At 44.5% G+C, this 23,865-nt stretch carries 18 protein-coding genes; 3 read left to right on the plus strand and 15 right to left on the minus strand.

Annotated elements, in window-relative coordinates; genetic code table 11:
• Window positions 1-24: 24 nt before the first annotated feature.
• From IE165_RS03750 to IE165_RS03790, 9 genes are read right to left on the minus strand one after another with little or no spacing between them, the layout of a single operon-like run.
• The gene (locus IE165_RS03750) at window positions 25-1,068 is read right to left on the minus strand and encodes a COX15/CtaA family protein (RefSeq protein ID WP_189625262.1); all 1,044 of its coding nucleotides are present in this window, start codon (window positions 1,066-1,068) and stop codon (window positions 25-27) included.
• Between the two features lie 51 nt (window positions 1,069-1,119).
• Window positions 1,120-2,997, minus strand: coding sequence for a cytochrome c oxidase subunit I (locus IE165_RS03755; protein ID WP_189625263.1), 1,878 nt, complete (start codon window positions 2,995-2,997; stop codon window positions 1,120-1,122).
• A gap of 26 nt (window positions 2,998-3,023) precedes the next feature.
• Window positions 3,024-4,346, minus strand: coding sequence for a cytochrome c oxidase subunit II (locus IE165_RS03760; protein ID WP_229826322.1), 1,323 nt, complete (start codon window positions 4,344-4,346; stop codon window positions 3,024-3,026).
• Between the two features lie 42 nt (window positions 4,347-4,388).
• A complete protein-coding gene (locus tag IE165_RS03765; RefSeq protein ID WP_189625264.1) occupies window positions 4,389-5,624 on the minus strand; it encodes a quinol:cytochrome C oxidoreductase in 1,236 nt (411 codons plus the stop codon).
• Between the two features lie 19 nt (window positions 5,625-5,643).
• Window positions 5,644-6,273 (minus strand): c-type cytochrome, encoded by a 630-nt coding sequence (locus IE165_RS03770; protein ID WP_308434289.1) that lies wholly within the window; start codon window positions 6,271-6,273, stop codon window positions 5,644-5,646.
• On the minus strand, window positions 6,266-6,802 hold the full coding sequence (locus IE165_RS03775) for a DUF3341 domain-containing protein (protein ID WP_189625266.1): 537 nt from the start codon (window positions 6,800-6,802) through the stop codon (window positions 6,266-6,268). The genes IE165_RS03770 and IE165_RS03775 overlap by 8 nt, the downstream gene beginning before the upstream one ends.
• 5 nt (window positions 6,803-6,807) lie before the next feature.
• Window positions 6,808-8,289, minus strand: coding sequence for an NrfD/PsrC family molybdoenzyme membrane anchor subunit (gene nrfD / locus IE165_RS03780; RefSeq protein WP_189625267.1), 1,482 nt, complete (start codon window positions 8,287-8,289; stop codon window positions 6,808-6,810).
• Window positions 8,290-8,316: 27 nt separating this feature from the next.
• Window positions 8,317-11,331, minus strand: a complete 3,015-nt coding sequence (locus IE165_RS03785) for a TAT-variant-translocated molybdopterin oxidoreductase (protein ID WP_189625268.1) — start codon at window positions 11,329-11,331, stop codon at window positions 8,317-8,319.
• A 41-nt stretch (window positions 11,332-11,372) separates the two neighbouring features.
• Window positions 11,373-12,653, minus strand: a complete 1,281-nt coding sequence (locus tag IE165_RS03790) for a cytochrome c3 family protein (RefSeq protein WP_189625269.1) — start codon at window positions 12,651-12,653, stop codon at window positions 11,373-11,375.
• Window positions 12,654-12,949: 296 nt separating this feature from the next.
• Between IE165_RS03790 and IE165_RS03795 the strand changes: the two genes are divergently transcribed.
• Window positions 12,950-13,435 carry a methionine-R-sulfoxide reductase gene (locus IE165_RS03795; RefSeq protein WP_189625270.1) on the plus strand — a complete coding sequence of 162 codons (486 nt, stop codon included), beginning with the start codon at window positions 12,950-12,952 and terminating at the stop codon, window positions 13,433-13,435.
• Here the strand turns inward: IE165_RS03795 and IE165_RS03800 are convergent.
• On the minus strand, window positions 13,416-14,423 hold the full coding sequence (locus IE165_RS03800; RefSeq protein WP_189625271.1) for a LacI family DNA-binding transcriptional regulator: 1,008 nt from the start codon (window positions 14,421-14,423) through the stop codon (window positions 13,416-13,418). The two genes, IE165_RS03795 and IE165_RS03800, sit on opposite strands and share 20 nt — an antisense overlap.
• Before the next feature lie 228 nt (window positions 14,424-14,651).
• Between IE165_RS03800 and IE165_RS03805 the strand changes: the two genes are divergently transcribed.
• Together IE165_RS03805 and IE165_RS03810 are read left to right on the plus strand one after the other, a co-directional pair.
• Window positions 14,652-16,919 (plus strand): GH92 family glycosyl hydrolase, encoded by a 2,268-nt coding sequence (locus IE165_RS03805; RefSeq protein ID WP_189625272.1) that lies wholly within the window; start codon window positions 14,652-14,654, stop codon window positions 16,917-16,919.
• A 74-nt stretch (window positions 16,920-16,993) separates the two neighbouring features.
• The gene (locus tag IE165_RS03810) at window positions 16,994-17,323 is read left to right on the plus strand and encodes a DUF493 domain-containing protein (protein WP_189625273.1); all 330 of its coding nucleotides are present in this window, start codon (window positions 16,994-16,996) and stop codon (window positions 17,321-17,323) included.
• 71 nt (window positions 17,324-17,394) lie between these two features.
• Here IE165_RS03810 and IE165_RS03815 read toward each other — a convergent pair whose 3' ends face one another.
• The 5 genes from IE165_RS03815 to IE165_RS03835 all read right to left on the minus strand — a co-directional run bounded on the left by IE165_RS03815 (window position 17,395) and on the right by IE165_RS03835 (window position 23,743).
• The gene (locus IE165_RS03815) at window positions 17,395-18,315 is read right to left on the minus strand and encodes a hypothetical protein (protein ID WP_189625274.1); all 921 of its coding nucleotides are present in this window, start codon (window positions 18,313-18,315) and stop codon (window positions 17,395-17,397) included.
• A gap of 80 nt (window positions 18,316-18,395) precedes the next feature.
• A complete protein-coding gene (gene pnp / locus IE165_RS03820) occupies window positions 18,396-20,570 on the minus strand; it encodes a polyribonucleotide nucleotidyltransferase (RefSeq protein WP_189625275.1) in 2,175 nt (724 codons plus the stop codon).
• Window positions 20,571-20,815: 245 nt separating this feature from the next.
• Window positions 20,816-21,094, minus strand: a complete 279-nt coding sequence (rpsO, locus tag IE165_RS03825; RefSeq protein WP_189625276.1) for a 30S ribosomal protein S15 — start codon at window positions 21,092-21,094, stop codon at window positions 20,816-20,818.
• 196 nt (window positions 21,095-21,290) lie between these two features.
• Window positions 21,291-22,325: a sialidase family protein gene (locus tag IE165_RS03830; RefSeq protein WP_189625277.1), complete on the minus strand. Its 1,035-nt coding sequence runs from the start codon at window positions 22,323-22,325 to the stop codon at window positions 21,291-21,293.
• 11 nt (window positions 22,326-22,336) lie between these two features.
• Entirely contained in the window at window positions 22,337-23,743 is a 1,407-nt protein-coding gene (locus IE165_RS03835) for an alpha-L-fucosidase (RefSeq protein ID WP_229826324.1), read from the minus strand.
• Window positions 23,744-23,865 lie beyond the last annotated feature (122 nt).

Genomic DNA, 23,865 nt, shown 5'->3' on the forward strand with positions numbered 1-23,865 from the left:
CAAATGTCTGCAACTTTGCACAAACTATCGTTTTAATTTTGTCATTAATAGCATCAAATAATACTGCGCTCCAAAAAACAAACTCGCCACCACTAAATGTGTCGTTTGTGCGAATGCCGGAACGGCGAACCTTGCCAATGTAATCCCGGATGCCATCTGTATAGCTACCAAAATGAGCACTATCCAAGCATACTTACTTTGCAATGTCAATGAACTAAACTTATTCTTAACTAAGAAAAACAAAAAAACTGTTAGTCCCAGCGACGTGTAAGCCAACACGCGGTGAACGAAGTAAGGTTTTCCCAATTCGGCGACCCAACTTTTGCGATCCACCCCTTGATCGTTTAGGTGATCGATGGTCTCACGAACTTCCGTTCCAAAAACCACCTGCACCACCGTTAACACCAAGGTTAATACAGCGATGCCTTTAATAAAACCAACAGATTGGCCACTCAAGATCGCTTTGTTTCTAAAGGTTGTCGCCTGATAAAACGTATATATACTAATAGCCACGATCAGCAGGGCTAATAACATATGAACGGTAATAATCCAAGGCATTAAATTGGTGGATACCACGATGGAACCTAGCCAAGCCTGCACGACGACGACAAAAACATTCAGAACGCTCCATCCTACAATAGATGGCTTTGTTTTCAGGTAGGTAAAAGAAAAAACAGCTGTGAACAGCAGGCAAAAGCCAGCAGCTACCCCTACCAATCGATTCACGTATTCGGTCCAGGTCTTCGCGGCGTTGAACGACTCATGCTTCAATATCGACTCATCGTGACGGATTTTATCTGCCATCTCCGCATATCCAAAAAATTCGACAATCTTCGCAAATCGTTGATTTTTCTTAGCACGTCCATCGATATATTGCTGTTCATATCCCTGCGGGAGCTGGGTAACATCCGTCGGCGGAACAATGCGATTAAAACATTTGGGCCAATCCGGACATCCCATTCCAGAACCCGTACTTCTGACAATCCCTCCCGCCGCGATCACCAAAAACAAGACGATAATCGTTATCTTATTTGTCCTGATAAATCGTCTTTCTGCACGCGGATACATGAAACCCTCTTTCTTCTACTTTATCTATGCCAAAGAAGAGGTAGGTAAAACCTACCCTTCTATGATTTCTCTATTATTAGCTCTGTTCCATTCATTCTGAATGCGAACAGCTTCCTCGTTACCTTCAAAATCATGCGGAAGGTTCGAGCTCATCGTTTCAGAAAACGGAACGTCTTGCGGAATAAAATCCGTATCGTGGCCCGGCTTGCTGTAATCATAAGGCCAACGGTGCACGGTAGGGATTTCTCCCGGCCAGTTTCCGTGAATATGTTCTACTGGTGTCGTCCACTCTAATGTATTGGCGTTCCAAGGGTTTTGTGTAGCTTTCTTGCCTCTCCAAATTGAGCTAAAAAAGTTCCACAAGAATGCCACCTGCGCTAGACCTGCGATAATAGCGGCCCATGTGATCAACATATTAACGGATACCCATTTCTCCATAAAAGGGAATGCGGTAAATGCGTAGTAACGACGAGGCACGCCATCAATCCCCATAAAGTGCATCGGGAAGAATACCAAGTATGCGCCAATAAACGTCAACCAAAAATGGAAGTAACCCAATTTGGTGTCCATCATACGACCGAACATCTTAGGATACCAGTGGTAAACCCCACAAAGCATACCAAAGATTGATGCAGAACCCATGACCAAGTGGAAGTGGGCAACGACAAAATACGTATCGTGTAGGTTGATGTCCAAGGCAGCATTACCGAGGTAAAGGCCGGTTAAACCACCAGACACAAAGAAAGAAACCATACCGATTGCGAACATCATCGCTGGCGTAAAACGTATATTTCCTCGCCATAATGTAGCAATATAATTGAATGCTTTTACCGCCGAAGGAACCGCAATGATCAACGTCGTAATCATAAACACACCGCCCAAGAATGGGTTCATACCCGTTACGAACATGTGGTGTCCCCAAACGATAAACGAAAGTACAGTAATACCGACCAATGAATAAACCATCGCATGGTAACCAAAGATTGGTTTACGCGAGTTGGTGGAAATAACCTCTGACGTAAGGCCTAACGCTGGCATAACGACAATGTAGACCTCAGGGTGCCCCAAGAACCAGAACAAGTGTTGGAATAAAATTGGCGAGCCACCTTCATTCGGCAGAATTTGTCCTTGAACCACTAAGTCCGAAAGATAGAACGACGTACCGACCGAACGATCGAAAAACAGCAGAACAACTGCCGAGACAAGAACAGGGAACGATAATAGTCCCACAATTGCCGTCAAGAAAAATGCCCAAATTGTCAACGGCATCTTCCAAAGATCCATACCCTTTGTACGCATGTTTAGTACGGTACTCACATAGTTAACACCACCCAATACCTGCGAGGCGATGAATAAGGTCATGCTCACCAACCAAAGCGTCATGCCCAGCCCGGATCCCGGTATAGACGTCGGCACGGCCGATAATGGTGGGTAGATCGTCCAACCTGCCGCAGCCGGTCCACTCTCAACAAAGAAAGAAGCGACCATGACCACACAGGCTACAAAGAAAAACCAGTAGGACAACATATTCATCAGCGGCGAGGCCATATCTCGTGCGCCCAACTGATAGGGAATCAATAGGTTACTGAACGTACCGGATAGACCAGCTGTCAATACAAAGAAAACCATCATTGTACCATGAATAGTAACCAATGATAAGAAAAACTCCGGTTTCATCCTTCCTCCTTCAGCCCATTTTCCTAGAAACACCTCTAAGATCGGGAAATCCTTCTCTGGCCATGCTAGCTGGATACGGAATAAAATTGAAAGCACCATAGCGAAAACCGCCATCACGATACCGGTAATCAAAAACTGCTTCGCGATCATCTTATGATCTTGACTAAATATGTATTTAGTTAAGAATGTTTCATGATGATGATCATGTGCATCATGATGAGCTGCGCCGTGCGATATAACTGTACTTGACATATTCTTTTAATAATTTCTTATTTCCGTTAATTTAGTGAAGCTGTGGTAAGTCCCTCAGAATCTTTGGATTCTACTGTGGCAAACTCCTTTTGCAAATCTTCAGTAAAGTATTTGTTTTGCGTACTTAACCACGCTCTGTACTCATCTTCTGTTACCACAACTACTTTCTTTTGCATATTGAAGTGACCAGAACCACAGATCTTGTTACATAACATGACATAATCGTATTTTGGATCATTCATGCGTTCACGCATTTCTTCCGTAGTTACGGTCGGTGTAAACTGGAAGTAGTTTGTCATCCCCGGTACAGCGTTAATCTGCACGCGAAAATCTGGAATGTAGAACGAGTGGATAATATCTTTAGAGATGATATGAAAACGCACGGATTTATTAACTGGAAGTACGATATCCGAAGCCTGTATATCGTCCCACGCGTTTTTATCGTTGAAATCTATACCATACGAATTGGTCGGAGTCGTCATTTTGTAGTTACGCTTGCCGATAATGCCGTCTGCACCTGGGTAACGTACCTGCCATTGAAACTGCTCACCCAATACCTCTACCTGCAACGCAGATTTCTGTAAGTCTTCGGGAACATTCGTAATAGAACGCCAAGTGAAAAAACCGAACAGCACCAATACAGTCAATACGATAGCTGGTACAATGGTCCATATTTTTTCGATGGTATCGTTATGCGGGTAGTAATATGCTTTGGTTTTCGCCCGCATCCGATAGATGTACGGGAAAGTCAATAACAACAAGTGGACAAGGACCAACACCACCGTAATGATCACCGTCGTGATGATGAACATCGTATCGATTTTAGCACCGTGCTCAGTAACGGCATCACGCCAAGCCCAACTTCCCCATACCGCGTAACCGTAGTATACCATGGCCAAAAAAGCTACCAAGAACACAATGAACAAAACGGATTGAAAGGTATTGTTCGCAAATGGATTATATTTGCCGTTCATCTTTGTTGTCAGTTCATAGATGGACAACACCTTACCTAGAGCGGCAACTACCGTACATATAAATAAAAACAGCAGGATGTAGTAGGTCATGTTTTTATAAACCTGCGGATCAATCTGCTTCTCCGGTGCTGGAGCCGCTGCAGCAGCAGATGCTGTTGAACCTGTCGCGGAGCTTGCCTCGACCGAGTCCGTTGCCATTGGCGTACTAGCAGCAGCCGTGTCAGCAGCGGCAGCTGTATCAACCGTTGCCGAAACCGTAGTATCTTGTGCCGTTGAATCTTGCTGAAGCGCAAAACTAGGTGTAGAGAACAATAATCCTACGGCTAGTAAGCATCCCAACACGGCTTTGAATCTGTTATTAATTTTGAATTTCATTTCTTATTAAGACGTTTAAACGTTTTATGCTCGAACCAGAACCTATATTTGATGATGTAAACTTTCCTCCATAAATGGATGATTTTTTGGAGCCAAAGGATGCTTGCTTAATTTGCTCATCACCAAGAAAGTAAATAACCCAACGAAGCCAATAGCCGTTCCAATTTCAATGAACCCAAATCCACGGTGCGACTCCACGGTGCCTGGCATAATCATGATGTAGTAATCCAACCAGTGGCCACATAAAAGTAGGATCGCGACAAACAACATCATTCCATTCTTACGTTTTGCATCCCTGTCAACCAACAGCAACAAAGGAGCTACAAAGTTAATGATAATGCTTAACCAAAACCAAGGTTTATATTCCGGCTCCCATCTCTTGTAGAAATAAACCGTCTCTTCTGGCATATTCGAATACCAAATCAACATAAATTGCGCAAACCAAACATACGTCCAGAATATCGAAAATCCGAACATCAATTTACCCAGATCATGCAAGTGGTTTTCATTAACCCATGCCAAATAGCCGGCTTTTTTCACCAAAATAATGATGACTACGATTGCTGCGATACCGCTAACCCACATTGCTGCGAAATTGTACCATCCAAACATCGTAGAAAACCAATGTGCTTCTAAAGACATGATCGTGTCGAACGACCAAATTGGTGTGGTGAATCCAAAGATCACCAAAAAGATGGCAGACAGCTTGAAGCTCTTTTTATACGAGTTCAAACCACCCTCCAAATCCTCCTTATAGGATAGCTTCGTCAATATAAAAGCAAAAATACTATATGACCCCATAAACAGGATCTGACGGATCAGAAAGCCAGGGACATTCAAAAACGCAGATTTTCCAGCGACCAACTTATCGTAAGCTGGGCTGTTAGGATCAGTAAGACCTTCAGCGTTCCAGTGATGATAAAGATTATGTGATGTTAACCCCAAGCCAACGATGACCAATAATATAATGGCTGCTATCGGTAGCACACCTGCCATTGCTTGAGGGATACGGAGCAAACCTGCAGACCAACCAGATTGTGTGACCATCTGAAGTGCGACAAAAAATGCACCAGCGGCACATACACATGTAAAATAATAACCCATCAATAATAGGTTTGCGTACGTACGTTCAACCATAATATGGTCACTTGACATGAGGCCGATAACAATGGCTATAACACCGACAGCGACGCCAACAATACTGGTTATCTTAGCGATACCAGCAAATTGAAATCTTTCGCTGAAATTATAATCGTGATGATGATTGTGAGTTCCCATTTACTATATTGATGTTAGATTATTTTTTTTGTAATTCGTGTACATACATGACCACCTGCCAACGCTCTTCTGGCGACAATTGGGAGGCATGAGACCCCATCGAGTTATGACCATAATAAATCGTATGATAGATTTTTCCGTCGCTCAGCTCGCTCATCAAACCTCCGCGGGATGATGATGCTGCATCCGACTGCTGATAAGAGGGCGGAGGCGGAAACGTCTCTAAAGAACGTGTTCCACGCGAATCCGTCACAGATCTCTCCTTCGTGATTGGTCCATCTCCTTTACCTTCCTTGCCATGACATACCGCGCAATATGTATGAAACAAAGCATCCCCTTTCGCAAGGTTCTCTTTTGTTACGGCTAACGGACTTTGTAGTTCGCGGCCTGCACGTTCATACTCTTCCAGCGAATTTGCAAACTCGAAGCGTTCAAAACCAATAGGGTTGGTACCCGTGGGCGGCAACTGCGCCGTAATCCCGTTCTTAAAATTTTCGTTTGGCTGATCCGGATTGAATGCAATCGGATCGTACATATTTCTGGAGAATTCCCATCCCGTACTACGTGTCTTTCCATCGCCGCAGCTGGAAATTACTGCAGCCAAAGCTAATGCAGCACATACAGATCCAAGAAAACTCTTCTTATTCATAGCTAACATATTTTCTGTCATTGTATTTAACCTCAACCGCGCCAGCATCTTTCAATAATGATTCAACCAAAGCGTGATCTGTATTTTCACGAGCATCCACCGCAATAATAAAACGATCATCCGAAGCTCTCAAGTCCATCACACGAGGTGCACGACCAGGAAACAAATGGTTGCGGAAAAAGAATGTAGCCACCATACCAAGGGCACATAGCAAAATCGTCACTTCAAATGTAACCGGGACAAAGTTTGGCAATGGTAACGACGGCTTTCCGCCTATGTTCATTGGCCAATCGTGCGCCATTGTATAATACAATAAGCTAAAACCCAAGCAGGTACCCAATGCACCGAAACAAAACGCTGCAATAGGTAAACGAGATGGCTTTACACCCAATTTAGCTTCTATTCCGTGGATAGGCATAGGCGTGAAACAATCGTATATGCTGATATTGTTGGTTTGCAATTTATCAATACCGTGCATCATATCATCGGGATCAGCAAAACTACCTAATATATATTTTGTATTGCTCATTGCTGTTATTTTTGTTTTAATGCGTTAATATCCTCTTGTGTTACGGAATCGTATTTATCCAGCGAGTTGGCGAAATGTTCAACCTGCTCGGCAGGGAAAGCCCCTTCCTGCGCCAACTTAGTTTTTTGTTGCAGGGAAGCAGATTTCAACAATAATTTCACCTCCGCTATGGCTATACCTGGTAAGAAACGTAAGAACAACAGGAACAAGGTAAAGAATAAGCCAATCGATCCTACGAAGATACCCACGTCTGTCCATGTTGGATAAAACATCGCCCATGAGGATGGTAGATAATCACGGTGCAACGATGTCACGATGATCACGAAACGCTCAAACCACATTCCAATATTCACCACGATTGATAAAATCCATGATATAGGAATACTGGTACGGATTTTCTTGAACCAAAACAATTGCGGTGAGATCACGTTACAGGTCATCATGGCCCAGTAGGCCCAAGCATAAGGCCCTGCAACACGATTAGCAAAAGCATACATCTCATATTCAGAGCCCGAATACCAAGCAACAAAAAGCTCTGTTAGGTACGCGATACCAACTATCGAGCCTGTCGTCATAATAATTTTATTCATGGACTCGATGTGGAACATCGTGATGTAATCTTCAAAATTCATGACCTTACGAAGGATCAACAGCAGGGTCTGCACCATAGCAAACCCAGAAAAGATCGCACCCGCAACAAAATACGGAGGAAAGATCGTGGTGTGCCAACCTGGAATGACAGATGTTGCAAAGTCCATGGATACAATCGTGTGCACGGAAAGTACAAGCGGCGTGGAGATACCAGCCAAGATCAACGATACGATCTCAAACCGTTGCCATGTTTTTACAGAACCATTCCACCCGAAAGACAACGCTCCGTATATTTTCTGTTTCAAACCCGTAGCTCGGTCACGTACCGAAGCGATATCGGGTAAAAGACCACAGTACCAAAATACCAAGGATACGGTAAAGTACGTCGAGATCGCGAAGGCATCCCACACCAGTGGCGAGTTGAAGTTTACCCAAAGGGAACCAAATTGGTTTGGCAGCGGGAAAATCCAGTAAGCTAACCAAGGGCGTCCCATGTGCGCAACCACATATGTCGCCGCACAGATGACGGCGAAGATTGTCATCGCCTCGGCAGAGCGGTTGATGGAATTTCGCCAGTTTTGGCGGAATAATAACAGTACGGCAGAAATTAACGTTCCGGCGTGACCAATACCTACCCACCAAACAAAGTCGGTGATATCCCATGCCCAGCCTACCGTCTTATTCAGACCCCAAGCGCCGATACCTGTCCAAAATGTATATCCAACACTCACGACCCATAACATGGCACCTAGGACAGCAACAGTGAAACCAATCCACCATGCTTTATTCGGTTTATTTTCAACCGGTAACAAGATGTCATCAGTCACTTTTGCATAAGTGATGTTCTTGCCGGTTACTAATGGTTCTCTTAATATTGATTCGTTATGCGATGACATAATTGCTTTATTTCAGATTAAATAAAATTACGCTTCAAATGTGTTTCTAACTTTCGTCATGTAGCCAATGTTCGGTTGAACATTGATCTCCTCCAAAACGTAGTAGATACGCTCGCTGCGTAAAGCTTTGGATACTTCCGAGTTCGGATCGTTCGCGTCTCCAAAGATCAGCGCATTTGCACTACAAACTGCGGCACAAGCGAGTTTAATTTCGCCATCTTTCAATGGACGACTTTCGATCTTAGCTTGAAGTTTACCCGCTTGGATACGTTGGATACACATCGAACATTTCTCCATTACCCCCCGTGAACGGGTGGTGACATCTGGATTCAATACCAATTGTGTAAACTCATTGTTCAGATAGTTATCAAAACGTGAATCATTCCAATAGTTGAACCAGTTAAAACGACGCACTTTATATGGACAGTTATTCGCGCAGTAACGCGTACCGAAACAACGGTTGTAAGCCATATGGTTCAATCCTTCCGAAGAGTGTACGGTTGCCAATACAGGACATACGGTTTCGCATGGCGCATGGTCACAGTGCTGGCACATCATCGGTTGGTGAACGACCTTCACATTTTGGAAATCATTCAACTTTGCAATGTCGTCTTCCTTCGTATAATCTACGCCATCTTCTTCTATCGTGTAATAACGATCGATACGTAACCAATGCATCTCGCGACGGCGACGAACCTCATCACGCCCTACCACCGGAATATTATTCTCGATGTTACAGGCCACAATACAAGCACCACAACCTGTACAAGCGTTTAGGTCTACCGCCATAACCCATTTGTGTCCTGGCGATTCGAACTTATTCCATAAATCGTAGGATTTATGAGAATCCGCAAAACGACCGGACTCTGAAGCCGGGTTTTTCAAGTATTTAGCGAATGTAGTTTCGCGGATGATATTTCTGCCTTCGATCGTATGGTGAGTCTGTGTTTGCGCAAGTTCGTAGGTACGGGATACTTTCGACAGTTTCACCTTAGCCGTTGTTTGTATTGCGCCATTTTTCACGGTCGCAAATGGATAAGCATTTGCACCCACGTTGTTACCAGCTTTACCTACTTTGGTTCGGCCATAGCCCACAGCTATAGAAGCTGTACCCAAAGCCTGGCCCGGCTGTGCCAGCACAGGAAGCTCTACCGAATAGTTATTTCCCTCTACCGCTACAACACTATTTTCACCCAATCCCAACGCTTCCATATCTTTCGGATTTAAAGCTACATAGTTATCCCATGTCACTTTAGATACCGGATCGGGCAACTCTTGCAAAAACGCATTGTTGGCAAAACGTCCGTCACGGATAGCAGGGGATTCATAAAGTGCTAATTCAAAGCCCTCCCCAGCTAGTGATTGCGCATACGCCTGAATGTTCGATGCCGCACCTTGCACGTTGCCTGTAAAGGCGTAAGCCTTTGCACCCAACTTACCTTTGTATTCGAAACCTGTTTGCAAGACATCCTTCCATTTCTTTGTGCCACCTGCTAAAATCTGTGTTTCCCACACATTTTTCACAAAATCAAAGATATTGATGATATTTCCTGACCAAACCAACAAGCTTTGCTCTGCCTGACGGGTATTAAAAACAGGATTGATCGTTGGCTGTACAATCGTATAGTATCCTTCCCGCGAGGATTCGTCCCCCCAAGATTCTAGATAATTGCTTGTCGGCGCGATAGCGTCCAGTTCGGAAGCAGTTTCATCAGCACGGTCTGCAAAAGATAAGGTGAAATCAATCTTTGCGAGGGCATCTTTCACCACTTGCGCATTCGCATAATCATATAAAGGGTTCGAGTTGAGGAACATGACCGCGCCTACTCTACCTGCTGATGCGTCAGCCAAAAACGTCCCAAATGACTCTTCCGAGCCTTGGTACTTTTTCGAGAAATTATCCAAGTCGATTACCGAACCGTAGGCTCCGATGGCCGCGTTGATGGCATTGGTCAAAAGTTGGATATCCACATTGTTGGCCCCAGCCACCACAACCGCTTGTCCTTTGTTTTTCAACAATTCCTGCGCAGCCAATTTAACGGCAGTAGCAGCACGTGGGTTACCGGTCAATGCACCTGGCAACGACGAGCCCGTAACTTCGTTATATAAGGAAATCAATACCGCACCTTCTTCAGACGGCTTTACAGCAATCCGCACATCAGCATTCGTACCAGTCATGCTCATACCCGCTTCGAATTGGATATGCCGAGACATTTTGCCACCTTCTAACGATTTGTAATTCCTGTTCTTGATATAATCCTGCGTATGCTCTTCGCCATCCAACCACGTACCTAAAAAGTCGGCACCTACGGATAAAACGACCAACGCATTCTCAAAGTTATACGCAGGAACAACCGCACGGCCAAAACTTTGTTCGTTGGCTTTGCGAATGCCACTATAAGAAATAGGATCGAACTGAATGAGATTGGTTGTGGGAAACGATTCCTTAAACTTAGCGATAGCTTGCAACGTCGAAGGACTGTTAATCGTTCTGGAAACAAGCGCGATTTGTTTGTTAGCATTATTGGCTTTTACCAAGGCTTGTTTAACGGTAGTATCCAGCTTGCTCCAGTCAACGTCTTTTCCGCCAATCTGTGGATTTTGCAATTTGTTGGTCATGTCATACAGATCCAAGACCGATGAGACGGTTCCGGATTCGGTACCCTGCACCAAGCCAACAGCATTCGGATTTGCTTCTACCAAAATAGGACGCCCTTCACGTGTCCGTATCAACACACTTTGTCCGTTGAATGATGAAGCATAAAAATTCGGTATACCCGGGGTTATTTCTTCTGGTTTGATCACATAAGGCACCGCTTTATGAACCGGTGTACGGTTACACGCAGCCAATGTTACCGCGCCCAAACCAAATCCCAAAGCTTTCAAGAAGTCGCGACGTGGTGTCTTTGTGCTCAATCCAGCTTCGTTCAATACATCTTCTACAGGAATAGGCTCGGCAAATTCACCTTTGCTGTTGTTGACAAAAGCGGGTGTTTGCTGCAATTCTTCCAAACCTTTCCAATATTTTTTGTTGCTATCCATTTAAGCTTTATATTAAAGATTGCGTATTTTCTTTCTAATTATTAATAGTGGCACTTACCGCATTCCAGTCCGCCAATCATCGCGGCCGTCATTTTCTCACCTTTCTTCAACTTCTCATGTGCTTCGATCAACTGATCGTAATAAGCGTTATCGGTATTAACCTCTGTCGTCCTGTGACAGTCAATACACCATTTCATCGTTAAAGGAGAGTATTGGTAAATCTCTTCCATTGTTTCTACTGGACCATGACAAGTTTGACATTCAACACCAGCCACAACGACGTGCTGCGAGTGATTGAAATAAGCGAAGTCAGGCAGGTTGTGTACCCTAACCCATTGGATCGGCTTGGGATTGTTTCCGTATTCGCGTGTATCAGGGTTGTAATCCACCGCTCTGTAGATCTTAGCAATCTCTGGCGAAAGCTCTCCGTCATAATGATCGGATGCGGTCACCGTATTGTGGCAGTTCATACAAACGTTTGCCGACGGTATCGACGCATTTTTTGATTTAAAAGCACCTCCGTGACAATATTGACACTCAATTTGGTTTACACCCGCATGAATCTGGTGCGAGAACTTGATGGGCTGCACCGGCTCGTACCCTTGGTGAACACCAACGTTCCACAAAGTATTCCATCCAGCAACCGCCAAGAACGCAACAAGCATCAACACGGTGAAACCTACCAATTTTTTATTTTTTACAAATGCCTGCGCAAACTTTGCGAAACGACTCTCGGTTATCATTTCGTTCCGCGCTTGAGCCGCCTCAATAGCTGCTTGGTTGTTCGCAATCACCTTCTCTAAGGTGCGAATAACACGGTTCAAAACAATAATGATCACAACAGCCAATACGACAATCGCTATTAAACCAACAATCATGAAAGTATTGGCATCGTCTGATTGCGCAGCACCAGCCTCAGCAGAACCCCCAGCAGGAGCTTGGGCAGCTTTTGCTTCTTCATCCTCTACGTACGCGATAATGTTTTTGATTTGATCGTCAGATAAATCGGTGAAGGCAGTCATCACCAAATTATTATTCTCTTCAAAAAGCTTTACCGCCGTCGGATCGCCAGCAGCTACCATAGCTTGCGAGTTACGAATCCACTTCACCAACCACTCTTCATCATGTCGTTGGGTCATACCAGCCAAAGCAGGACCAACCACTTTTTTCGTCACGCTGTGACAAGTTGTACATTTAGACTTGAAAAGCGTCTGACCCTCTTTAACGTCTTGCGCATGCGACATTGTAACGGCGAATAACAACATCAAACTAATTGACATCGTCTTCGCAAGTTTTCCCAATACGGATGAGATATTTCTCATATTTAGCACCTTATACTATTTATTTATGATATAAAACTTTTAAAACACGTCGTCTAAATGGTCTAAACCCTCCAAACAATGCACAAAAGTATAACTATTTAAGCAATCACTGACAATTTAATGACGCAAATTATCAATTTAAAACCATTCTAAATAAATAGCTAAAACGCTCCTTAAAGGGTGTTTTTGGGGGTATTGTCTGCGGCGAGCGTATACGAAAATAAGGGAATTCGCCAGCGAGAATTCTTGACACACAGGTAACAAAGATGTTCCGGTTTTTCACGAACTTAGTAGGTATGTACAGATCCACATTTTACTTGGTCGTTGTAGCCGTCATTTGTTTGTCTTGCGGGCAAACAATAGGCTCTTCACCCGCTGAAAAAGAAACAAATATTTTTACAGACATGGCTGATACCACGAAATACAACAAATTAACAGCAGAGGAGGAATATATTATCGTGCATAAAGGTACGGAACGTCCTTTTACCGGCGAATTATTGGACAACAAGGCAGAAGGCACCTATGTATGCAAACGCTGTGACGCACCGCTATACCTTTCCAAAGACAAATTTGAATCACATTGCGGATGGCCAAGCTTTGACGATGAAATCAAAGGTGCTGTGAAGCACGAGACAGATGCGGACGGCAGACGTGTGGAAATATTATGCGCGAAATGCGGCGCACATCTAGGACACGTTTTTGAAGGAGAGCGCTTTACTGCAAAAAACACGCGCCATTGCGTGAATTCGCTTTCCATGAAGTTTATTCCTGCGAAGCAGTAGAAGACTCCCGTATGAGCAGTTGACAGGGAATGGTCAGCTGCCGTACTTCTTTTAGCTTGCCCTCTATTTCCGCTATAAGCGTCTGAATAAGTGCGCGGGTTAATTCTTCGATATTTTGAGACACCACGGTAATGGACGGATCATGCAACTTGAAGAGCGTGTGCTCATCAAACGCTACCATCTTAGGCAGTTTAGCATGATGTGCTTTCAATGCTTTCAAGCCGTTTACAGCTAGATAATTTGTTGCAAAGAGCACTGCATCCAATTTATTATCCACCACAAATTCGATAATCTGTTCATGCGACTCCTCCTCTGTAGTTTCCAAATTCAACTTTTTGATAAAGGACTGCATCCGAAATTCGTCCATAGCTTCCATATAGCCATCCAAGCGGTCGCGCATTTGCGTCTGGTTAGAGTAGAGGGATACAAGACCTATTCGCCTATTATCGGCTTCCAACAAATGTTTGGTCGCTTCATAAGAACCACGGCGATTGTCAGAAACCACATAATTCGTTTCTACAGACGGTACAAAACGGTCGAACAGCACCAAAGGGATGTTGCTCTGCTTGATATGGGATATCGTATCTTCCAGCCCTTCTGAAGGCGTAATGATAAATCCGTCCACCTGCCGATCGATAAAAAGTTGTATCAATTCTTTTGCTTTATGCTCGTCATTGTCCATACTACAATAGATAATATGGTAACCGCTTTCGTAAGCGCGTCTTTCGATATGCTTGGCGACGTTAGAAAAAAAAGGATTGGCAATGTCTTCCACCAAAAGCCCTAGAATCTTTGTTTGCCCTGTGCGCAAACTTTTTGCAAGTTGATTGGGTTTATAGCCCACTTTATTCACATAGTCCAATACCCTCTTGGTCAAAGCCTCGCTAATACGTTTTTCCTTCGCCTTATCATTCAATATAAAGGAAACTGTCGTTACAGAAATACCCAAAGCTTTCGCGATATCGCTAATCAACACTCTTTTTTTCATAGATCGGTTTATGTGTTTCTATTTCTGTTTACCAAACTACTAAATATATTTAGCAAAAGCCGGAATCTGCTAAAGAAATATTTTGCTAAAAGGTTTTATTTTCCTTAACAGTTTTTTTGTATTATTATACCCTCTAAAACCAGGCTGGTGTAATGTATATTTTTTGACTTATTCTTGTCAGAATTGCGCAAAACATACCGGAGGTTAAAATTTAGCAAACAATATTGCATGATACAAAAAAAGAACATATCACTTGGACTGCTAGCGCTTGCACTACTCCCCGGCAGTCTAGAAGCACAGACAACGAAATTCAGCGAACATGTCAACTTATGGATTGGCACGGGAGGACACGGCCATACCTACCCAGGCGCTACTGTACCCTTTTCGATGGTACAGCTAAGCCCCGACAATGGTAAGGGCGGATGGGATTGGGTAAGCGGTTACCACATCTCGTCGGACAGCATCGCGGCATTTAGTCATATGCATTTGAGCGGCACAGGCATTGGCGATTGGCTTGATATCGCAGTTATGCCGATGCCAGCACCGGTAAGGTCCTCGAATATAGATACACGGGTCAAGTTTTCGCGGACGGATGAGAAGGCGCAGCCTGGATATTACAAGGTGAAGCTCGAAAATGGGATTCGCGCCGAGCTTACAAGCACGGAACGTGTAGGTTTCCATCAATATGGCTTTCCCGAGGGAACAAAAACGCCCACCATACGGCTTGATTTGGATCATACATATAATTGGGACAAGCCACTGGAAACCGAGATCCGTATAATCAACGATAGTACACTTGTTGGAAAACGTTACTCGCAAGGCTGGGCCAACAGACAACGGGTATACTTTGCCATGCGCACTGCAAAACCTATAAAGGAATGCCTTTTTAATGGCGAACCGAAAGGAGCAAATCAACAAAACACGACAATCGTAAATGACGGAACAAAAGGTTCCAAAAAGGCCGTAAGCGCCCAGTTGACCTTCGCAGAGAGCCGCAGTATACAGCTAAAGGTGGCACTTTCTATGACCAGTGAGGCCAACGCTTTGACTGCGCTGAATGAGATCCCTCATTGGGACTTTGATGGGATAAAGGCGCAAGCCGGGGCGAAATGGGAAAAAGAATTGGGAAAAATCAGGGTCGAAAGCGATGACGAGCGCCTGAAAACCATTTTCTATTCTGCATTGTACCACACGGCTGTTGCGCCTACCTTGTATTCCGATGAGGACGGCATGTACAAAAATGCAAAAGGCGATTTGCACCGTATGCCTAACGGTGGACAGCGTTATACATTTTTTTCCATGTGGGATACCTTCCGCGCCCTTAAACCGCTATTCACGATTACCCAACCGGAACGGTACACGGACATCCTTAACAGCCTGTTGGCCTTTCACGACGAGAACGGGCTTCTTCCGGTTTGGGATCTCAGCACTTTTGAAACAAACACGATGACTGGATACCATTCCGTACCGGTATTGGCAGATGCGGTATTGAAAAATTGGCCGGGAGTAGACCCCGAGCGGGCTTACCAAGCCATGCGGAACAGCGCATTCCAAGAAATACGCGAAGTGCCAGCTTACATCGAGTACGGCTACGTGCCACAGGATGTCAATGGCGGAAGCGTCACCAAAACGTTAGAATATGCTTTTGACGATTACTGCATTGCGCTGGTCGCAAAGAAACTGGGCAAAGAAGAAGATTACAAGTTATTCAGCAAACGAGCGAAGAGCTATATCAACCATTTCGATCCGCAAACTGGATTTATGCGGGCCAAATATAAAAATGGAAAATTTGTCGAACCATTCGATCCTTTTTATTCCGAACACGACTTCGATAAAAGTCAATACATCGAGGGCAACGCTTGGCAGCATTCCTTCTTTGTACCCCACGATGTCCGAGGTTTAGCAAAATTGTTTCCCAAGAAAAATGGTTTAAGTATGATGTTGGACACGCTGTTCAAAGCGCCATCACACATGACAGGAGAAAATCAATCGCCAGATGCCAGCGGTTTTATCGGACAGTATGCGCACGGCAACGAACCAAGCCATCATATTGCATACATGTATGCTTACATCGGCGAGGCTTGGAAAACCCAAGAAAAAATTCGGCACATTGTAGATTCTATGTACCACGACCGCCCCGACGGCTATGCCGGGAATGAAGACGCCGGGCAAATGAGTGCTTGGGCCGTTTGGTCGATGATGGGCTTATATCCGGCATCACCCGTTGGCGGTGAATATGTATTTGGAAGCCCAAGCTTGGACAAGGCCAGCATTGCTATGCCGAGCGGAAAAACGTTTACCATCGTAGCGCGAAACAATAGCGCGAAGAATGTATACATCAAATCTGCAAAGTTAAACGGAAAAGCCTACAACAAAGTGTACATCAGCCATCAAGACATGTTGCTTGGTGGGGAACTGGTATTTGAGATGACGGATAAACCCAACAAGAAATTCGGGAAAAAGCGATCTAGCTGGCCGACATCCATGGAAAACTAAACGCAGTCCGACAAAAAGGCAGATGCTATATTAGGTACAATTATTGAAGCATAATGGGCGAAGGAGAACTATAAATGAGTGATTTTAGCAAATTGAACATCCAAGACATGCCGGATAATGAAGGCAGCAACCAAACGGACTTTTACGATAACTTTCGTGTAAAGTTGAACACGGTGGAGCAATTTCCCAGTATGTATACGTTTAAGTTTATCGTCAAAGCGGATGCGGAAAAGCTTGATGAGGTGAAGTCAATTTTCATACACCCCAGTACAAAGTTTGCCGAGAAGGAATCTTCAGGAGGAAAATACAAATCCATTACTGTCGAAACTTTTGTCAACACCGCAGAAGACGTGATTGATCATTACAAAAGTGTCTCGAAGATAGAATCGGTGATTATGTTGTAACAACAAAGCCTGTAAAATAAAAAGCGCTGTCAGATTGACAGCGTTTTTTATTTCATCACCTTTTCAAACTTTTAGTCCGTATAAAATAGATAGCGACTTGGCCAACTAAACTTTGAAAAAAAATCACCTGCTATCAGTTCATAATTGGCATTAATCCAGTTTATCATCCGCTTAGCGTTTCCATATTTATCTGTATGTATTACGGGTTCAGTAATCCGTCCGCGAGCTGGGTCATATAAAAATGACACGGCGGTATGTTTATTTTGATCTATCTCACCTAACCAATTCCAATCGAATTTTAAAAATTTGTCATCAAACCGCTCGCTTAAAACGAATGCTAATTTCCCATACTGAATAAAATCTTTTTCTAAGGAATTCAACGAAAAGACATGCAACGTCTGGACATTATTTACCGGCGCCCCGTAATAGATCCCTGGTCTCCAAGAGGGCTTAAGCGCGGCATGTAAATGCTGAACCAACAGACTGTCACCGACGAAAGTCGCCACACCCGATTTATTTACAAAGATATCGACCTGCTTGGGCTGTCCGTTGCTGAATAGATCCGTATTATGGATAACAGCACTCCAATCTTTAAGTAAAGAATCGCCGAAAGCATGAAACCCTCGCTCTACCGTCACATTTACAAAAGACGTAACAAACAATTTTTCACAAGACTCTTCGCTAAGATTTAACATTCGCCGCGATGTTATTGGGTCAACAAATAAGTAAAGCCCGTAACATTTCCCATGAGTGAACAAATGATTATTGGCTAACAACGAGGCGATAACGTAATTGTTCAACGCATGTTCAAATTTGAACATCGGCACGCCCTCTGCGGAAAGAGTAAACTGGGTCTGCTCATGATGATTTAGCTGCAATGTATCCGGCAAACCCTTCGCAAGAAGAACAGTCAATGATTGTATATCTTCGACTTTTTGTGAAAACACGGGCGACGACAGCACGAAAAGCAAAAAGAAAAAATATAGTCTCATACAAATATGATGTATACGAAGCTATTTTCCACAAAAAAAGCTACACCATAGATGCAGCTTTTAAGTTATATCTAGCTAACCTACACTTTCGGTGCGTCGTTTGCAGGTTTTTCTTGTTTTGGTTTGTCTTCACGTGGAGGGCGAGGCAACAAAACCTTACGAGAAAGCTTCATTTTACCTTGCTTATCGATATCCAACAATTTTACGCTAACCATATCTCCTTCTTTGAAAACCCCGTCCATGGTTTCTAAACGCGACCAATCGATTTCCGAAATATGCAATAGACCGTCTTTGCCCGGCATGATCTCAACGAAAGCACCAAATGGCATAATCGATTTGACTTTACCTTCGTAGATCTCACCGATCTCTGGCTTAGCTACAATCGCCCGTATACGGGAAACTGCCGCGTCGATAGCAGCTTTGTTGTCAGCAAACACCTGAACAATACCTTTGCCATCGATTTCTTCGATCGAAATGGTCGAACCGGTCTCACGCTGCATTTCTTGAATGATCTTACCACCTGGCCCGATTACCGCTCCGATAAATTCTTTATCGATAGTCATCGAGATGATACGCGGCGCATGTGGTTTATAATCTTCACGAGGTGCATCAATTGTTTTCTTCATCTCGTTCAAGATGTGTAAACGGGCTTCCTTCGCTTGGTCCAATGCTTGTGTCAACACTTCCCACTTCAAGCCATTGATCTTCAAGTCCATTTGACAAGCAACGATACCTTTCTCTGTACCAGTAACTTTAAAGTCCATATCGCCCAAGTGATCTTCATCACCTAATATATCCGATAAAATGGAGTACTTGCCACTTTTCTCGTCCGTGATCAAGCCCATTGCGATACCAGAAACGGGGGCTTTCAATTTTACACCGGCATCCAACAAAGCCAATGTACCCGCACATACGGTTGCCATAGACGAAGAGCCATTAGACTCCAAAATATCAGAGACCACGCGGATGGTGTACGGATTGTCCGTTCCTTCGGGAAGCACTTGCTTCAAAGAGCGCATAGCCAAGTTACCGTGACCAACTTCACGACGACCAGGACCACGGTTAGGTCTTACCTCACCTGTAGAGAACGCCGGAAAATTGTAGTGCAAAATAAATTTGTTGTAACCGTGTATAAAAGCACCGTCGATCATCTGCTCATCGTCTTTTGCACCTAAGGTCACCGAAGTCAACGATTGTGTTTCTCCACGGGTGAACACAGCCGAACCGTGCGCTGCAGGCAAATAATCTACCTCAGACCAAATCGGACGTACGGTACGGACATCACGACCATCCAGACGGATACCTTCATCCAACACCAAATTACGAACAGCATCGTACTGTACATCATGGTAATATTTTTTTGCCAAGAAAGCCGTCTCTTCATCGATCTCCTCGCCTAGTGTTTCGAAGAATGCTTTGCCGATTTCCGCAAATTTCTCCGTACGTTCGTGTTTTGTAGATCCTGATTTTGCTATCGCATAAACTTGATCGTAGGTTGCGGCAAAAACAGCATCTCGCAGTTCCAAATTCGACGGTTCATGGTTAAACTCACGCTTTTCGCCGGCGCCTACCAAGTTTGCAAGCTCTACCTGGGCCGCTACTTGTTTCTTAATCGCATCGTGGGCAAAGGCAATTGCTTCGACCATTTCTGCTTCAGAAATCTCTTTCGACTCGCCTTCTACCATCACAATGTCCTGCGACGAACCTGCAACGATATACTCTAGACTAGCTTGTTCCAATTGGGACAATGTTGGGTTGATGACCAATTGACCATCGATCTTCGCAACACGCACCTCAGAGATCGGCCCATTGAAAGGGATATCCGAAACAGCCAATGCAGCCGATGCCGCCAAACCAGCCAAAGCATCAGGCATAATATCTTTGTCAGCAGAGATCAAGGAAATCATCACCTGTGTATCTGCGTGATAGGTTTCCGGAAATAATGGACGTAACGCCCTATCTACCAAACGGGAAATTAAGACTTCATAATCTGATAAACGTGCCTCTCTACGTAAGAAACCACCTGGGATACGTCCTGTAGAAGCATACTTCTCTTGGTAGTCGACAGATAGTGGGAGAAAATCAACCCCTGGCTTTGCTTCACGTGCAGAGACTACGGTAGCCAATAGCATGGTGTTGCCTTGTTTTAACACCACTGATCCATCCGCTTGCTTAGCCAACTTACCGGTAGATAACTCGATCGGGGCTAGTCCGTTGCCCAAGTCGATCGAAACTTTTTTTTCGTTATAACTCATTTGTAATTCATTTCGACATACGTTACATCTTTTACGTATATCCTCTTATTTATAGACCTTTAAAAATCATACAAAGTTAAATAAAATTTACACTTATCACCGTAGCATGTGAAAAAACTGTAGGACAGGAAAGCTGCTGCGCCCCAGTGTACCAAGAAGTAGGTTCCGGATATCAAGCTACCGCACTTCGCACAAAAAAACCACCTACGTTGGGTAAGTGGTTTTCCTTGTGCACTGTTAAAAGCTTATTTGATGATATCACGTAAACCTAATGCCTTGATAATAGCACGGTAACGGTTGATATCTTTTTTGTACAGGTAAGCTAATAATGAACGACGTTTACCGACCAACATTTGTAGGGAACGTTGCGTATTAAAATCTTTTCTGTTTTTTTTCAAATGCTCCGTTAAGTGAGCGATTCTTTTAGTGAATAAAGCGACTTGGCCTTCTGCAGAACCCGTGTTTGCTGCTGCTCCCGCAAATTCTGCGAAGATATCAGCTTTGTACTCTTTACTTAAATACATCTCTTGAATAATATTAAAGCGTTAAAAATTTAATGAATTGCCTGCAAAGGTAGGGATTAAAAAGTCAAAAATAAAAATTAAAAAATAAAATCTTGGCAAATCCCGAAAAGATCGCGCAACCAACCGCGACTGTATGATCCAATTCTTAGATACAAGCTGAAAGCCACTGGCCCCAAAACCTAGCCCACATTGCGCACTATTCCTCCATCACAACATGCTTGATGTTCTTGCGATCGTGCGTATATACAATATGTATCAGTCCTCTCGAATCCTGCATGATCGTAGGGTAGCTGAACTCTCCTTTTTCCTGGTCCTCTAGCTGCAGCACATCTGTCCAGTGCATACCATCCGCTGATCTGGCCAAGCGTAGTTTTGCACGTCCCTCCCACCAGTCCTTACCGGGCAGCGCCGGATTGTAGACAATATAGAAGTGATTGCCCACACGGATAGCGTCCGTGCCAGAATTGGGATTGATTAAATCGGTTTTTTCAAGTGGCGACCAGCCTTTGCCCCCATCGCTCGACCAAGCCGTTGCCACCACACCTTCCTTACTACGGCAAAGTACCTGCAAGCGGCCATCGGCATGCTGCACAATACTAGGTTGAATCACATTCATCTTGGAATCATGGGCTATAGGATAGGCTTTCCACGTTTGTTGTTGATCTTCGCTACGTTCCACGTGCGCCACCCATCGATCTTCATTGATTTCCACACTGGAGGGAGAAAGCACGCTACCATCAGCCAATGCAATGGGCTTATTCTTGATAGGCCCTAAAATACCCGTTGGCAATTTCCTCGCTGCAGACCACGTTCTTCCACCATCGCCAGATGTTTTCACCATCCCCCACCATTCGCGTGGATTCGGACCCACTTTATAATACAGATACAGGGTATGCTCATTTGGTGCGCGAAAGAGCACCGGATTCCAGCAGGGCTGCTGTTCGGCATCGATCAGGTTTCCGTCGGCCCACACTTGCGGATCCGTCCACTTGCCATTTTCATAACGCGCTCCCCAAATCCGCACATCGGCACTGCCCTCGTGCGATCCGGCAAACCAACTGGCCAGCAAAACGCCGTCCGCGGTCTCTTCGATCGTCGACGCGTGACACTGCGCAAAGAACTTGCCCGTCTCAAAAAGGAATGCTGTCTGCTTCACTACAATCCTAGATTCTTGCGCACGTAGCACAAGCTGGTTACATACAAAAGCTAACAATAATACAATAAATCTCATCGAAGCTCCCCCTATTTACTATCCAACTGAATGACCGTTGCATAGCTCAGCGTTGCCTGTGGTTTGTGCAGGGTTACCTGATTACCTTTTTGGCTCCATTTCGCTTTCCCTTTAGTACCTAAAACACGTACCTGCTTTGCCGAAAATCCTTCTGGCACAGTAAACACATAGGTCGATGGCGCAACATATTCATCGCCTTTTGAAAGATGAAATACATTCAGCTGTTTAGCGTCCTTACTTTTGGTGTAATAATAATCGCCTTCGTGGTAGGGTGCAACAGCACGTGTAGCAAACACGGCTGCTCCATTCGTATCCATCCAAGCGGAAAGCTCTTTCAGGCGATCGTATGCCGCCTGATCAAAATCGCCGTTGGGCCCGGGCGCAATATTCAGCAAGTAGTTACCCCCGCGCGAAATAATCTGTACCAACGTCTCCACCAGCTTCTTCGTCGGCTTATAACGATCGTTGGGCACATACGAAAAAGAGTCGCCCATCGTGATACAGCTTTCCCAAGGGATGTCCAACGGATGCTCAGGAATCGCCTGCTCAGGGGTCACATAGTTTTCCCAGTTTCCAGGCACGGTACGATCTACTACAATAATTCCCGGTTGGTTTTTGCGTGCCATACCGCCTATACGGTCCATATCAATATCCTGTTCCACCTTGATTGTCCGTTGCCATTCTACCGTAGGATCGATGGTCTTGAATGGGCGCACCCATCCGCCATCCAACCAAAGGATATCCACTTTGCCATAATTGGAGGTCAACTCATTGATCTGGTTAAAGGTAAACTGCTTGTATTTTTCCCAACGCTCCGGATATTTCTCAGGATCGTAATTTACGTTACGATCTTTCGGCGGGAAATAAGGCCACCAGTAGTACTCCGTATGCCAATCAGGCTTCGAGAAATAAGCTCCTATCTTGAAACCTTCCTCCCGGAAACTCTTAAAAATCTCCTTGGTAACATCTGCCCTTGGGTTACTGGAAAAGGGAGATTTCGGGGAGGTAATCTTGTAGTTGGATTCCTTCGTATCGAACATTGCAAAGCCATCATGGTGCTTCGTCGTGAATACCACATACTTCATACCTGCCGCTTTAGCTGCATCAGCCCATTTCTCGGGATTAAAGTCTGTCGGATTGAAGGTCTTTTGCAGGTCTTCGTAGTTTTTCACGTACGCATTATAGGTCGCGCCATGCTCTGGTTTACGTTGCGTCCAGCCTTCATCTTCCGGGCAAAGGCTCCAGCTTTCGACGATACCCCACTGGCTGTAGGTCCCCCAGTGCATAAAGAGCCCGAACTTCATATCCTGCCATTGCTCCAGGTTTTCGAGCACCTTGGGATCTGTAGGCTTTTGGTAACCCGATGAAACATTATGGGCTTGTGAAAAAGCAGCACTTGCCGTCAAAGATAAAGTCACTGCTAAAACGTTTTTACAAATTGATTGCATGCGTTTTGATTAAAATATTGCTGGTGATAAAAATGAATAGCCAAGATACGGTTTATCGCCAAGAGAAGCAAGTTAGCCAAGTTGCAGGAAGA

It is taken from the genome of Sphingobacterium griseoflavum, assembly GCF_014653155.1.
Classification (GTDB): Bacteria; Bacteroidota; Bacteroidia; order Sphingobacteriales; family Sphingobacteriaceae; genus Sphingobacterium; species Sphingobacterium griseoflavum.